The organism is Nitrosospira sp. TNL200, assembly GCF_055386305.1.
In genome coordinates, this window is the sequence record NZ_AP041004.1 from 11505 (window position 1) to 26490 (window position 14986).

Sequence of the window (14986 nt, forward strand, 5' to 3'; positions counted from 1 at the left end):
TGTGTATTGTAGGCCTACGCGCTGCGCGCTTTGGCTTCCCAATACTTCGTTTTACTCACCTTTGGCTCGACACGAATCCTGCCCCGCGGGGCTCACAGCGGAAAAACCGAAACATGGAACAGAAGCAGAACACCCGCCCGCGCGGTAAACCCATCAAGGTATTCGTGACGGATGACGAACGCGAAATCATTTCGGACCTTGCCCGCTCCGCCAATCTTCCCCTCTCGGCCTATCTGCGCGCCGCCGGCATGAATCAGCCGGTTCGATCTATCTTCGACATCCACGCCGTCACCGAACTGGCGAAGCTCAATGGCGAGCTAGGGCGCCTGGCCGCGGTGCTGAAAACTGGCAACGGCACAACCCCAACCACCTTGAAAGAACTCCGGGATCTTCAGAAACAATCACACGAAATCATGGGGCGCTTCCTGCGATGATCGCCAAGCGCATCACGTCCCGGGCCGCGAAGCCGCGCATGGCACGGCTGGTCAAATATGTCGTGGCGGCCGAAGGCGGACTCGACCCCCGGAGCTGGGCGCGCACCGCCGATTACCTACTGTGCAGCAAGACCAACAACCGCGGCGAAAAGGTCGGCGGGGTTCGCGTGACCCACTGCCATACCGACGATCCCGCTGCCGCCACTTCTCTGATCGAAGCCACGCAAGCCGCGAATACGCGTTCAAAGGCAGACAAGACTTACCACCTGGTATTCAGTTTCCCCCCGGGTGAAGAGCCGCCTCTCGAGGTTCTTCACAAGATCGAGGATGAGTTGGTGCGATCCATCGGCTACGCCGAACACCAGCGCGTCAGCGCGGTGCATATCGACTGCGACCACCTGCACGTTCATGTGGCGATCAACAAGGTCCATCCCAAAGGCTTCCAGAATATCGAGCCCTACTTCGACAAGAAAAAGCTCATGGAGGCATGCGAACGGCTTGAACTGGAACTCGGGCTGCAGCGCACCAATCATGGCCTGCACGGCGAAATCCCGAAGGCAAAGGTCAAGAACAGACAGGCCGAAGCGGAAATACATGGCGGCATGGAAACCCTGGCCGGATATGTCGACCGCGAGATAGCGCCCAAGCTGAAGGAAGCGAAGACCTGGCAGGAATTCACCGCCATTCTGGCCGGACACGGCCTCGAAATAAAGCAGCGCGGCGCGGGACTGGTGATCGGCAGCGGGGAACTATGGGTCAAGGCCAGCCAGTGCGGCAGGTCATTTTCCTTGAAGGCTTTGACCGACAGGCTGGGGCCGTTTGAAGAAAACCGGCAGGAAAACCCCCGCAAGCCCTATGAACCGAAGCCACGGCAAGTGCACCCATCGAGCGCAATTCTGTTCGAGCAATACCAGCACCAGCAATTGACACACAAGCTGGCCAGGCAGCACGGCATTGCGCAACTGAGGTATGAAGGCGCCCTGCTCGAAGCCAATCTTCAGCGATGGAGGTTCGCCCAGCGCCTGCTGGTGAAAGCCGCTGCCAAAGGGCCACAACGCCGCGCCATGCTCAAGATGGCAAGCCTGCAAGCGGCAGTGACAAGAAATGCCAACAAACGCGCGATTGACGCAAAGCGCCGCGCGTTCATGGCTGAGACGCGCATGCCCACCTGGGCGCGCTGGTTGGTCCTGCAAGCAGAAAACGGCAACACCGAAGCCGTGGCCGTATTGAGAAGCCGGGAAGAGCGGGAAGCCCTGCGTGGCGATCTGTTAACCGCGGCCAACAACGAGAATGCCGAAAACATCATTTTGAAGGGGTTGAAACTCGAAGCTGATAAGGACGGTTCCCTTTCCTACAACGCCGCGGACGGCGGGCTGGTTATCGACCGGAGAACTCACGTCCAGTCATTCAGGACCACGGCGGGCTCGTCGCTCATCGCCCTCGAACTCGCCGCGAAGCGCTTCAAGGGACAGGCGCTGATCGTGGAAGGACAGGCGGATTTTCAGAAAGAAATTGCCCGCCTGGCCGGTGCGCATGGCCTGGACGTGCGCTTTGCAGATCCGGCTTTGGAACAAACCCGCAAATCGGCGCAGGCAGTACCGGATAAGTCGAAATCGCGCAGCAAAACCATCGATAACGAGGCCGAACTATGAATGATTCCGATATCAGAACGCGGCTTGCAGCGGCCGCATGCTTTCTGTTGCTGATCGTGGTAATCAACAGCCTATGCACACAGTTCGTCGCAGCCCGGTTCTTATATGATCCTGCTTTGGGAGCCCCTTTGTTTGCGCGGGTTTACAACCCTTTCGCCTGGTGGGAATGGTTCAGGGATTTTTATAACCATGCGCCGAGTACATACGGTTATGCGTTCCTTATTTTCTTTGGCGGGGGCCTGCTTTCCTTGGTTGGCTGTCGTCTATACGTGGGAATAAAGACGCGCAGTTCACGCAAGCATGATGGCTCTCACGGGACAGCTCGCTTTGCCACGCTCAAAGATGTGCAAAAGACCGGTTTAATCCACAAAAAGAACGGGGCCGGCGTCTATTGCGGAGGATTTCACGACAAGGACAGCGGACAGACATATTACCTTCGCCACAACGGGCCAGAGCATGTCGCGGTATTTGCTCCTACACGATCAGGAAAAGGCGTCGGGCTCATCATCCCTACCCTTCTGAGTTGGCCGGAAAGCGTCTTTGTCCTCGATATCAAGGGCGAAAACTACGCCATGACTGCTGGATGGCGGAAGAAGGAAATCAATAATATCGTGCTGCGCTTTGACCCGGCCAATGAGTTTGAGAGTTGCGCCTGGAATCCTCTCGGGGAAATCCGCCTCGGCACTCGAAGTCAAATCCGCGATGCCCAAAACATTGCCCTTATGGTCATAGACGATGACGGCAAGGGCATTCAGGGCAATCACTGGCGGTCCGCGGCCTTTGAACTGCTCACCGGAATTATCCTGCATGCGCTGTACAAGGCAAACTTTGTTGGCCGTGAACCCTGCCTTTACGATTGCGCGAATATGCTCACCGGAGTCGGAGACTTCGCGGCTCCTGAACCTGAAAACGAATTCAACGACCGGGACAGCGGTGCGCTGGCGGGTCTGTTCGATGAAATGTGCAATGTCGAACTCAACTCTGACACCCCGGCACAAGAAGCGCAATTAGCCATCCGCAGCGTAGGAAAACGCTTCTCCAATACCCCGCCGAAGGAATTGGACAGCATCATTTCCACGGCCAACAATACCCTTTCCTTGTACCGTGATCCCATCGTCGGAAAGAACACCGGGCACAGCGACTTCAAGATAACAGACCTCATGGATCATGACAGGCCGGTTTCCCTGTATTTCATAACCAATCCCGATGATTTGGTGCGCATGAAACCGATAGCGCGGCTGCTGCTGACGCGCATTGTCGCCGGCCTTGCTAGTAGCATGGAATTCGACGCCGGACGTTCCAAGACCGCGCACAGGCACCGCTTGCTGTTGATGCTCGATGAATTCCCGGTTTTAGGAAAACTGGACGTATTTGAAAGCGCTCTGGCCTACATCGCCGGGTATGGCATCAAGGCATACATCATTACTCAAGACGTTCAACAGTTGTACAAGGCATACACCAATCATGAAAGCATCGTCTCGAACTGCCATGTCCAGTTGGCTTACGCACCCAACAAGCAGGAAACCGCCGATTGGCTATCCAAGATGGCCGGGCAGACCACGGTAATCAAGGAACATATCTCGACCTCCGGAAAGCGATTCGGGGGTGTGCTGCAAAATGTCTCGGTAGGCTATCAAGAAACGCAGCGACCCCTCATGACTCCCGACGAGATAAAGCGGCTGCCCATGATGCACACCACGGCTGACGCTGAAGTACCTGGTGAAATGCTGGTATTCATGGCTGGACAGCCTGTGATCAAGGGACGCCAAACACCCTATTTCCTTGATCCCACCTTCAGCAAACGCTCGAAGATACCGCCGCCCAAGGGATCCGATGTCGTATGGACGAAAAAACTGACAAGGGGATTTGCCATATGATGCGCGCCATTGGTTTTTTCACACTTGGGACCGTCGCTCTTACCATGAGCGCTCATGTTGCCGGCATACGCCCCAACATTTCTGAGTCGGCGCCGGTTGGCCTATGGATAGACCAGCCCATGACCTCTCCGCTGCATCGCGGCATGATGATAGGCATATGTCCGCCTTCCACATCGGCGCTGGTTCAATTGTTTTCCTCGAATGGCACTCTGCCTTATGGGAAGTGCGCTGAAACGAAAGTAGCCCTTCTCTTGAAGCCCGTGAGGGCATTGCCGGGAGACGCTGTGCGGATAAGCCACGGAAACCCGGTTACTGTCAACGGAATACCCCTGGCCAACACCGTTGCATCCGAAAAACTGCCGGCATGGCCGGATGGAGAATACATCGTGAACCCTGATGAGGTTTGGGTATTCTCCAGCCACAGCGCTAAAAGTTTTGACAGCCGATACTTCGGACCCGTGAAGATTGCGGACATCCAGAGCCGCGCCTTTCCTCTGCTGGTGGCCGAATGATAGACCTCGCCCTTATCATGGCATGTGCCCCTAATGTGGCGCCTTCGACCATTCAGGAAATAATCAGAGTGGAAAGCGCCGGCAATCCCCTGGCGATCAACATCAATACTCGTAATGGCGTGATGCTCCGGCCGACGATCAAGATCACCACGGCGCAGCATGCCATCGCTGTCACCTATGCCGCAATGGCGTTGGGTCATACCGTGGATATGGGTTACATGCAGATCAATACCGCCAATCTTGCCAAGCTGGGCCACACTGTTGAGGATATGTTCGATCCCTGCATGAATCTAAAGGCCGGCGCTGCGATCTTATCTGCTGCCTATGCAACGGCATTGCCATTGCACAAAAACGAACAAGCGGCTCTCCAAGCGGCGCTATCGGCCTACAACACGGGGAGTTTCCAACGGGGATTCGATAATGGCTATGTGGCACGGTACATCAATATGCCAAAAGTACCGGAGAGAAAGGCTTTAAACCCTTATACCGCCGGCACCGCAGCATGGCCGCAATGAAAGATGCCCCGGAAGGGGCATCAGGTTCTCCAAGTTTAACGTTAATAAAGTTGTTGATAACTGCCTGAACCCTCTGTTTCTTCGCTAACTTCCCGCGCGGCTGTTTTTTGTGCCACAGGATGCCCTCCCCACAACGGCAGAATCATGTCCTTGGTTATCATAATATTGAACAGAAAGCCGGGGCGGATCTCCATCGTTGGCGGGGTATTGAGCCCACGCCGCGCCGATTGCATTCCTATCATGCCAAACTGCATTGCCGAAGCCGCGGCCGCTATCTGGGTTGCGCTCAGTTGGCCGTTTGCCGACCCTCCCCTGGGTTGCTGTCCTATTTGCATCCCCGCTGAAAGCACGGAAAGCAACAGCGCATTCCCGAACGTGCGCCAATAGTGATTGTTCACCTGATCGTTGAACCCTGCTTGTCCGATCTGATCCGCGCCCGGCATGTTATTCAATGTTATTGAAGAACTATCCGGGAAAATGATTCTGTTCCAGGCGATCAATACCCTTTCTTCCCCTGCCACGACATTGCTGTCGTAGGTGCCAATCAGCTTTGCTCCGGCCGGAATGAGCAAGTGCCGACCAGTGGCCGAATCATAAACATTCTGCCGGACCTGGCCGATGATCGGCCCCGGAAGATCGGAATTGATCCCGCTGATCATCACGCCGGGAATGATCGAGCCGGCTTTTATCTCGGTCTCGGAAAGCGCTGCTTCCCTTGCATGCGGGAGATAGATGCTTGAATCATCCTGACCACCGAACCCGGAATGATTTCGCACCGGCGATGCACCGCCCATCATTGAATCCAGTCCATCGCCGCCTTGCGGTTGTCCTGGCCGGGGCGGCGGCATCATGAGCGGCATTTGAGGAGGTTGCTGGGCCGTCACGGGATTTACCGCGCTCTGCCTTGATGAAAACTTCTCCACGCCCGGATCTGCTTTAAGCGCCGCATCCAATTCAGCCACTTTTCTCTCGCGGGCCTGCCGTGTCGCGTCGGATTCCGGCATTGGTCCTCCTGGAATCGCAGCAGCTTGCATGTTATAAACCGGTGCATTACTCGCTATTACCACATCAGGGCCTGGCGGGCGGGCCACGGGCGGCGAAGCTACACCAGAGATCCGGTATTTATCCTGTTCGGCGGCGGATGCTTGCCCCTTTGTCATCATGGAACGCAGTTGGCCGGTATAGACAAACGACATCAGCACCAGAATAAGCAACACGCCAATTATCAATACCGGAAGCCGGTTGAGACGCCGGACTCCATTTCCCTTTTCAGGCGCCTCCACCATATCCGGCGACGCGGTTTCAAGATAATTTGTCTGATCGCTCACTGTGCGACCTCGCTCATCGTGTAGTTGGATTGCAAGGTTAAATGACCATCCGGACCACGGTCGTAATAGCGGCTGGCCGCCTGCCCATCGACTCCCATCCTCACCAGGACGCCATTCTGAAACTGCGTGATCCGGTACCGAACGAATACACCGCGCTTTTCCATTCCCGGCTTGACCTCGACCACTCCAAAGCCGCGTCGGGTTAACTGATCCCGGAACAACGGATAGAACGTTTCCCCGGAAGCCCTTACCTCCAGCGTTGTTTTCGCTGGCGGCAGTAGTCTTGCCAGGAAACCTGCCATGTCCTGCGAAAGCTCTTTTGCATTCGAGGCGGTTATTTCCTTGTCGACGAAAGAGCTATCCGGCTTGCGGGCTTCGTGCTGGGCAATGCGCTCCTGAATAGCTGCGCAGCCTGCAAGGGACATGAGCATCAACACGATTAACGGTTTCATTTGTCCTTCCCCCGCGCAATCGTGACCTTGGTTTGATCGCTGCCCACACCCGAAATCAGGGCGGCTTGCTCAATTACCTGATCGACTACGTATGCATCGCCCACCAGGCGGTAATTGACCAGTTTTTCGGCGGGACCGGACCACAGGCTTTTACCCTTGCTGATAATGACCAGGGCGGGCGCTTCATCCGCAAATTTCTCCGTTGGGAATTGGATATAGGTTTTCACCCCATCGTTATAAACCCGCTGTGGCTTCCACTTTGGGTTATCTCCACTGAGTTGATACCCAAAATCGAGATTGGCGACATTCTGCCCGCTTGGCATGGTGGACGCGTGCTCTGCCCTCCCCTGCTTTGTACGGTAGTTCTCCCATGCCCGCGCCTGATCGTCGGGATAATCGAATGCCACGTATGACACCCATTCGTGCCGGGTTGCCATCAACTTGAGCGTGTAGCTGCGCCGGTTGGTATTGATGATCAGGTTGGTAATCAACCCGGATTCGGTAGGCTTGACCATAACCGCCGTCACTGCCGATGCTCCGCTGCCGATTATGGATGGCGTGATGCGCCAGCGCGTAGCATCGCCGGCATGCACATCGTTGACCTCTTCCCCAGGCTGCAGCCGGATTGCGCACACCTGAAGCGGGGTGCATATCAGAGTCGGGAGCGTTGCGCCGTACAGGTAAACCACGCCACCATCAGGCGAACGCCGTGGCTTGTCCGGGTTGTTCTTCCATTCGCGCGCAATTTCCAATGCTCTCTGTTCCTTCTCGTTGAGCGCTACCGGCGCTGAAGGTGCGCTCATTGCCGTCACAAGCGACTCGCCTTGTTCGATCGCGGGCACCATTTGCGCATTTACCGCGAATGGCAGCAACGCCATTGCAACTGCCAGTTTCGTTTTCCTCATTGTCTCGGCCCCCATGAAAATTGCTCTACAAACAATCCAATCGGGTTGACCATGATCTGGCTTTCTTCGGTAGGCGGCACGATGGCTGCCGTGACCGATCCCTGCCATACCCTGTTGTCCAGCACACGGCCCGATCTTTCCTTCCTGGTTTCAGTCCATTCGACCAACCATGTTCTATCGCTGATTGATCGAACCGAATTGACCACCACTTCAATAGTCATTTTTTCGGCAACCTCATAGGGATTGTTGGCCGTGTGATAATCATATAAAGCCTGGTAGGCAGAACTGCTCGGCAGGGTCATGGCATAGGTCACCTTGAACAGGTTGTCTTGCGCGCGTCGGTCAACATACACAGTCCGGGCACCCACCAGCCAGTTACGCAATCCTGCCCGTATCTGGTTCTGATTCGGCTGGGCCATTTCATCGGCCCGCGTTACTCGCACTGCTTCCGCATGTTCATTGAACTCAACGGCGTAGGGGACCGCTTTATGCTGAAGGGACAGGAACACGAACCCTGCTATGAGAATAACCAGCGCGATTGCCTCAACCAAAGACACCAAGCGCCATTGCCGTGCTGCCTGAACGTATGCTCCGTACATTTCATTGAATGCGCCCCGCGCATCGTCCAGATAGGGCGATTTAATAGCGGCTTTTTGCGGCTTAAAAAATCCTTTCATAATGGTTTCCCTCTGTTATTGAGCGCATCCTGTATGCTCGACATGGTATCGACTGCTGCTTCTGGCGGCTTTGCTGTCGCTTCTAGTGAATTCCCCAATTCCTCGCTCATCGAAGGCGATGCAGATTCGGGACGAATGATGTTTTCAGGGGTTTCCCCTGGAAGACCGGTCAGGTCGGGCGGGCTTGGAGGCGGGCCAATGGAAACCCCGCTGGCGCTGTCCATGCCCGGAACAGATAACGACCCCATGATGCCAACACTGCGCACCGCTGCTTCGGTCGCCATGTGAGCGCCGGCATGTATCTTCCCTGCCGTGCTTGCTGGCGATGCTGCGGATGTAGCCGGTTCACCACCATTGCTGCTTGATGTGGTCGATTGACTGCTTGAAGCGGTTTGACCCGTGGGCTGTGCGCTGGATGGTGTGCCGGTCGCCTGGCTGTACCCTCCTCCACCTGTCCGGGGAGACGGCCCAGGACTGCGCGCGCTGCTACCGTACCCGCCGCCGCTGGATGCCCCCCCGGAACCCATGAAACTTGAAACGGAATTGCCACTGCCACCACCACTTGAACCGCCCATTCCTGAAAAACTGGATCTGATCATGTCGGAAACACCCTTTCCAGCGCCGCCTAATGCCCCGCTACCCATGGTTGCCGACATCGCCGCTGCTCCCGCTGCTACTCCTGCCATTCCAGCTGCCGCCATGCCGCCCAACGTCGCCCCGCCACCAGGAGACACACCATTGATAAGTGCCTGGATCATGTCCGGCAGGGTTTTGGATAGATAAGCGCACACGAACGACAGGCCGACCAGCGTCAGAGTACTTGTTTCGTCCTGCGTATAGGCTGCTTGCCATTGGCGCGCGGATACCATAATCAACCCGACAATCAGCGTCAGCACGAATAGCTTTGCACCGACCGATACTGAATAGCGCAGCATTGCCATTGCGTACTCCCGCGTCCATTGCGATCCCCCAAATGCCATGAAGAACACTCCGGCATTGATCACAATGAAAGACTCTATTAACGTAACCATCATGAACGCGGCTATGAACGTGAAACACATCACAACCAGGATTGTGGATAGGGAAACAATGAAGGCTGACACCGGATTGACCAGACCTATGCCCCCTATGGTTTTCCCCAACTCGATTGCTATGCCGAACATATCCCCCGGCAGGAGTTGAGTAGACACGCCCGCCGCTTGTGCGGCTGCACCCCTGAAGCTGTCCACTATTGCTTGCGCCCATTGGACCGAGTACAGCAAGAGCGCTGCATAGAAACCGGTAATCACGATCCAGCGGATAAGTTCAGCAGCAAACTCTCCGAAGTCTGTCTGTTTCAGCGCCAATTGGCTGAATGTCCACACAAGTTGAATTATCGCCAGCGACCAAAAGATATCCGTTGCCAGTCCGCGCAAGACACCGCTCCAGCCGTTAGCGCTGGTTTTTATCAGCATCAACAGGCCATCAGATGCTGCGGTTGCGTCCAGCAATCCGACTGCCACTGCGGGGCCGGCGAACAACAACAGCAACACGGCAGGAACAATGCGGTTCATCAGTACCCCTGCCCTTTTGAATTCTGCGGCCTGGTGCTACGAAATTGCTTGTCTGCAATGGTTTCCTCGCATTCGACTCGGGGAACTGACATACGAACCCGATCAACATCACCTTGCGACACAAGGTAATGAGCGCCATATCCGGTTCCCAGACAAGCCACCAACGCGGCGTAAAACAAAGAAGTTTTGATGTTGATCATGTTAAAACCCCATTCCTGTTGAATTCATCGGTCTCGTACTGAGAAATTGCTGTTCTGAAGCATCGAACGCGCTACGCCGCTCGATTTCCATCCCGTAAAAATTGGCCTGCATGCGAACCTGAGTGAGCATCAAATCCTGAAGCCCCCTCATCTGGTTCGATTGCTGCCCCATAAGCTGGCTTATGCCTTGCAGCGCCTGCATCTGCCCGCCCGTGCTATTCGCTTGGGTAACCAGCCTGTCAAGCATGCTGCTGTCCTTCTCCATATTCTCTGCCTGCATGTTCGCGGCCTGGAGCGCGGAGCGCACGTTGTTGTAACCCTTGTCCGACCAATCCTGATACTTTGCCTCCAGGGTTTGCCCGCCCCGCCCGACATTCATCATGTATGCCTGATAGTTCATGTAACTCGGATACATGTAGCCGAATGCGCTATCAAGGTTCTGTGCCTGGTACATCAGGTTCTGGCCCCGGTAATAGGTATAGGCCGCAGTCCTTGCCAGATCCCCTATCGGCTTCAGAACCGGATTGGCCAGGGTGACGGTGTTATAAACCATGTTCCGGTATGCCTCAATCTGGTTCTGGATCATCGTCGCCGTCTGCCCCAGCCGCGCAGCTTCAGCGGCAATGGTTTTGCCGGTTAATATGGGATCTGTCACGACATCACCCATGCCCAGAAAAGCATTTGCCGGGTTCACAAAAAACGAGAACACCGCCGCAATCCAGATTTTATTTAAGGTACTTTTCATAATTTACCCCCCTCTTTTTAAGCCAGTAAATAGGCCAATCCCCGCCATGCTCGTCCTCGCATACCCGGACCTCTCGCAGCGTATCCTTGTCCGACACGGCGACGAAACTCAGTGCCAGCGGACCCAAACCCAACTCGAACATACGCCGGCCAAGATCGGATTTATAGTAATAATCCTTCTTGTATTGCGCGTTTTTGATCTGCTGAATCTCCTGCTCATTCAGCCCGAACATGGTATAGAACTCGTGCGGTCCGGGATGCTCCTTGGTACCATGGGAATCGGCTTCGTTATTCGGCAGCATGATCTTGGTGGCGCATTGCTCGACCAGGACATCCAGTAAGCCGGATTGCACCGCATCGGAGAGGCTTTGCGTAGCCACGACCACGGAACAATTTTGTTTCCTGAGTTCCTTCCACCACTTGCGAAGATGCTCACGGAACACCGGATGCCTGAAGACCATCCAAGCTTCATCCAGAATTAGCATTGCTGGCTGCCCGGTAAGTGATTTTTCAAAGCGCCGGAACAGGCAAAGCAAAACGGGAATCACATTCTCATCCCCAAGTTTCATGAGCTCGTCAATCTCATAAACCACGAAACTGGAATCCTCGCCCGTGGCAATTGCCCCATCCAGCAAGTGACCCATGGCCCCGCTTTCCGTGTAGTGAAGCATGGCGCTGCGAACATCCGTGTCCTGAACGGTATGAATAAAATCCGTCAGGGACCGGCCTTCTGTTTCCCGGCTCATATTGACAAGCGCCCGGTTCACGGCTGCCCTTTGGGTTGGTGTCAATCGCTGTTGCTTATCCTTCGATTGCAGCATGCAACAGTTTTCTATCCACTCCTGCGCCCACAAAATGTCTTTCTCGCTGCGCAGATCGGCAAGCGGACACAGAACAAGCGCGCGGCCCCTTGAAACCTCATCGTTTCCGATATCGTAATGATGCCCTCCCACAGCGCTGCAAAGCGTATACATGGAACGCCCCTTGTCGAACGCCGTTACTGTTGCCGGAACTGTGCCGCCATCCGCGCGCGCCCTGCTTTTATACCGGCAGAACTGCGCTGAGATCGCGGAAAGAAGAGTAGATTTACCTGTTCCTACCGGGCCAAACACCGCGACATGCCCATTGTCTCCAACATGCGCATTCAGCCTGAATGGCGTCGCGCCGGTCGTAATCGTGTGCATCAGTGGCGGCGAATTATCTGGATAAAACGCACACGGGTTTTCCATGAGCCCCGGCCAGATCCCAGACAGCGGCAACAAGTCAGCAAGGTTCAGCGTGTGCATCAGTGGCCGGCGCACGTTCGGGAACGGCAAGCCAGGGATCGACCCTCTCCACGCCTCGACCGCGTTTGTGGTTTCAACCCTTGCCGAGAAGCCCAGCCGGTCGATTTCCTTCTTCACGTATGCGGCCTGCTTTTGAACCAATCCCTTGTTTTCACCCATCAGCACGACAACCGGGGTGTAGTACCCATGCGCCACCATGCCAGACCGCGCATCCCCCAACGCTTGGTCGATTTCCTGAGTCATTGCCACGGCATCTATATCAATGGCGCCATTGCTTGTCTTTACCAACTGGCTCCAGAATCCCCGGATTTTCTGTTGCCACTTGCGCCGGAATCTGCCAAGCGCTGAAATGGCTTCATGCTGGTTCTCGAAAATGAAACGAGAGGACCAACGGTATGCGATCGGCAAGCCGTCCAGCACTGACAGAATCCCCGGATAAGATTCGGACGGAAAACCGTCTATGCCCACACAGGTAACGAATTTACCGCCAATCTTGGGCGTCTCTCCCGTGTACATATCAGGAATCCCCAGCCAGGCATCCATGAACATCGGATTGGAAGGAATGCGCAACGCCAGTGCCTCGCCGGTCAAGGCAAAATGCAGGTAATTCACCAACTCATCGCTTTCGTGCTGTTCTCCGTTAACCGATATATAAGTTGATCCCATGCGGCGCATTTTCAGCAACGATTTCAATCCTTCCTCGAAATCCGTGATTCGTGTCTGAAACTCGGCAAGCAAACGATCCCCCAGCGTTTTTTCCGCGCTGGAATCATCGTTATAAAACTTTTCCATGATCTTCGATGTGCTGCTCAACGGCGGCAGGTATTGCAATATCAGCGCATATTCGGTTTCATAATGCACATTCTGCTGCTCAAACATTTCCCGCCGCTCTGCATCAATCAAGGCGGTTATCGCATCCGGGAAGTGTGATTTCTCCGGGGCAGGATAACCGGGCGACGGCAACCGCGCCGCATCGACCCACATGCACCACCCCGCATCAAAACGATGCAGGTACTTATTGACCATCGCCGTGATGTAGTTCTTCTCCGCGTTGGTCGAACTTGCCGAATCCTCCCCGCGGAAGAAGAAGCCGGCGATCAGAGAACCGTCTTTCCCCTGCACCACGCCTTCTGCCACCAGCGCCGCATACGGCAGCAGATCCGGCATGGCCGGTTCTTCGGATTGGAATCTGGCAAGCGCCAACATTTAATAAACCCTCGATGACTTAGCTACCCGGTAAGGGCGGGAATATGTGGGGTAATAGTCCCGATACATCACTTGCCGACGATATACCTTGCTCATTATTGGATCGGCCTTTGCCATTGCCCGAAGGCCAGTTACTGAAACCAGGCCGAACACCGCTCCAACCAAAAACGACACGGTATTCATGGAAGTAATCATCAGCATGCCGGTTATGAACAGGCAGAAAATCATCAACTCCCTTTCCCCTCCCAATATCAGGTTGGAGCGATGCAGCGCTCGATGAAATGGAATTCTCCTGAGCTCGCTCATAATGGAATCACCGCGCCGGCGAACATCGTGGAAAGAAAATTGTTCGCAAATACGATGAATGACAGCACTACCGCCAGTAAGAGGAATGTTTTGGCGGTTCCGTTGAAATCGGCTCCAAATGCCAGCATCGACCCCGATACTACCAAGGAGACAATTGAAACGGTCCAAGCAAAGGTTCCGGTAAAGAAGTCCCTTACCTGCTGAAGTGGCTGGTTCGCTGGTAGAGGACTCGATCCCGTGCTGGCGGCGAAGGATGGTAATGCACCCAATGCGAGTACCATAACCGTCAGGACAATGATAGAAGTCTTCAAATAGTCATGTTTGTAAACCATTTATTCCCCCACTTGTTGAGTTAAATATCTTTGTCCGTCATACCCAACAACCCGGACAATCTCTTTAATCCGCCGGCTTCCGGAGCATTTCTCGATATAAACAACGAGGTTTACCGCGTCCGCAATCAGCGTTTGCATCGGCCCTACTACTGCCATTCCAACCAATAACTCCATTCGGGTTAACGCAGAATGCGCAGAATTGGAGTGAATCGTGCACACCCCACCAGGGTGGCCTGTGTTCCAGGCCATAAGCAGATCAAGTGCCGCGCCGTCTCGGACCTCTCCGACAAGAATCCTGTCTGGGCGATACCGCAGGGTATCTTTCAGCAAGGACGTCATGTTTACTTCCTCAGTCGTGAGCATGGATTCCGCGTTTTTAGCCGTGCATTGCAATTCTCTTGTGTCTTCCAAGGTAATGATCCGGTCATTCGGGCATACGCTGGTTATATGTTGCACAACCGCATTGGTCAGCGTGGTTTTGCCGCTTCCCGTGCCGCCGGCAATCAGCAGGTTTTGCCGATTGCTTACCGCAGCCTCGATAATTTCCCGCTGCGACTCGCTCATGATTCCTTTACGCACATATTCCCGTAGCGTAAATACCGCGATCGCCCTTTTTCGAATTGCGAATGACGGCGCTTTGACCACCGGGGGAATGCTTCCCTGGAACCGTGCGCCAAAAAACTCTTTCGGAAGCTCGCAGGAAAGGCGTGGATTTTTTTCCGTCAAGATCTCTTTTTTAAGAGAGGCCAGCGTTCCCATTAGGCATTCGGCCTGCGATGCACCCATGGTCCCGATTTCTTCCATGTTAGAACCAAGCCGCTCAACCCATAGCTTCCCATCGGAATTGAGCATGATTTCGATCACGGCAGGATCTTCAAGTAACCCGTAGACCTTTGATCCCATCTCTCGGGTAAGTTTTATGGTTACGCGGCGCCTTGCTTCTTCATGGCCAAGAACAGCATTAGTCATCTGTTTTATTGGGCTAAATGTCGTTTAATATAATATGT

15 protein-coding genes are annotated in these 14986 nt (G+C 54.7%); 5 read left to right on the top strand and 10 right to left on the bottom strand.

Annotated elements, in window-relative coordinates:
* The first annotated feature begins 113 nt into the window (after positions 1–113).
* The 5 genes from ACZ5CE_RS15120 to ACZ5CE_RS15140 are packed head-to-tail and all read left to right on the top strand — an operon-like array spanning position 114 to position 4990.
* Entirely contained in the window at positions 114–434 is a 321-nt protein-coding gene (locus ACZ5CE_RS15120; RefSeq protein WP_464577651.1) for a plasmid mobilization protein, read from the top strand.
* Positions 431–2086, top strand: coding sequence for a TraI/MobA(P) family conjugative relaxase (gene traI / locus ACZ5CE_RS15125; protein WP_464577653.1), 1656 nt, complete (start codon positions 431–433; stop codon positions 2084–2086). The genes ACZ5CE_RS15120 and traI overlap by 4 nt, the downstream gene beginning before the upstream one ends.
* Positions 2083–3963 (top strand): type IV secretory system conjugative DNA transfer family protein, encoded by a 1881-nt coding sequence (locus ACZ5CE_RS15130; RefSeq protein ID WP_464577655.1) that lies wholly within the window; start codon positions 2083–2085, stop codon positions 3961–3963. The genes traI and ACZ5CE_RS15130 overlap by 4 nt, the downstream gene beginning before the upstream one ends.
* On the top strand, positions 3960–4475 hold the full coding sequence (locus tag ACZ5CE_RS15135) for a S26 family signal peptidase (protein ID WP_464577657.1): 516 nt from the start codon (positions 3960–3962) through the stop codon (positions 4473–4475). The genes ACZ5CE_RS15130 and ACZ5CE_RS15135 overlap by 4 nt, the downstream gene beginning before the upstream one ends.
* 17 nt (positions 4476–4492) lie before the next feature.
* Positions 4493–4990 (top strand): lytic transglycosylase domain-containing protein, encoded by a 498-nt coding sequence (locus ACZ5CE_RS15140; RefSeq protein ID WP_464577667.1) that lies wholly within the window; start codon positions 4493–4495, stop codon positions 4988–4990.
* A gap of 41 nt (positions 4991–5031) precedes the next feature.
* On the opposite strand, the gene ACZ5CE_RS15145 is transcribed toward ACZ5CE_RS15140, so the two are convergent.
* The 10 genes from ACZ5CE_RS15145 to trbB all read right to left on the bottom strand — a co-directional run bounded on the left by ACZ5CE_RS15145 (position 5032) and on the right by trbB (position 14948).
* Entirely contained in the window at positions 5032–6318 is a 1287-nt protein-coding gene (locus tag ACZ5CE_RS15145; protein ID WP_464577659.1) for a TrbI/VirB10 family protein, read from the bottom strand.
* Positions 6315–6770: a hypothetical protein gene (locus ACZ5CE_RS15150; protein WP_464577661.1), complete on the bottom strand. Its 456-nt coding sequence runs from the start codon at positions 6768–6770 to the stop codon at positions 6315–6317. Before ACZ5CE_RS15150 ends, ACZ5CE_RS15145 begins: the two co-directional genes overlap by 4 nt.
* Positions 6767–7675, bottom strand: coding sequence for a P-type conjugative transfer protein TrbG (trbG, locus tag ACZ5CE_RS15155; RefSeq protein ID WP_464577662.1), 909 nt, complete (start codon positions 7673–7675; stop codon positions 6767–6769). Before trbG ends, ACZ5CE_RS15150 begins: the two co-directional genes overlap by 4 nt.
* Positions 7672–8352, bottom strand: coding sequence for a VirB8/TrbF family protein (locus ACZ5CE_RS15160; RefSeq protein ID WP_464577664.1), 681 nt, complete (start codon positions 8350–8352; stop codon positions 7672–7674). Before ACZ5CE_RS15160 ends, trbG begins: the two co-directional genes overlap by 4 nt.
* The gene (gene trbL, locus ACZ5CE_RS15165) at positions 8349–9905 is read right to left on the bottom strand and encodes a P-type conjugative transfer protein TrbL (RefSeq protein ID WP_464577665.1); all 1557 of its coding nucleotides are present in this window, start codon (positions 9903–9905) and stop codon (positions 8349–8351) included. The genes ACZ5CE_RS15160 and trbL overlap by 4 nt, the downstream gene beginning before the upstream one ends.
* 201 nt (positions 9906–10106) lie before the next feature.
* Positions 10107–10850 (bottom strand): P-type conjugative transfer protein TrbJ, encoded by a 744-nt coding sequence (gene trbJ / locus ACZ5CE_RS15170; protein ID WP_464577601.1) that lies wholly within the window; start codon positions 10848–10850, stop codon positions 10107–10109.
* Positions 10831–13341, bottom strand: a complete 2511-nt coding sequence (locus ACZ5CE_RS15175) for a VirB4 family type IV secretion/conjugal transfer ATPase (RefSeq protein ID WP_464577603.1) — start codon at positions 13339–13341, stop codon at positions 10831–10833. Before ACZ5CE_RS15175 ends, trbJ begins: the two co-directional genes overlap by 20 nt.
* Positions 13342–13647, bottom strand: a complete 306-nt coding sequence (gene trbD, locus ACZ5CE_RS15180; protein ID WP_464577605.1) for a conjugal transfer protein TrbD — start codon at positions 13645–13647, stop codon at positions 13342–13344. It abuts the gene before it with no gap.
* Positions 13644–13979 (bottom strand): TrbC/VirB2 family type IV secretion system protein, encoded by a 336-nt coding sequence (locus tag ACZ5CE_RS15185; RefSeq protein ID WP_464577607.1) that lies wholly within the window; start codon positions 13977–13979, stop codon positions 13644–13646. The genes trbD and ACZ5CE_RS15185 overlap by 4 nt, the downstream gene beginning before the upstream one ends.
* Positions 13980–14948: a P-type conjugative transfer ATPase TrbB gene (gene trbB, locus ACZ5CE_RS15190; protein WP_464577609.1), complete on the bottom strand. Its 969-nt coding sequence runs from the start codon at positions 14946–14948 to the stop codon at positions 13980–13982.
* Positions 14949–14986 lie beyond the last annotated feature (38 nt).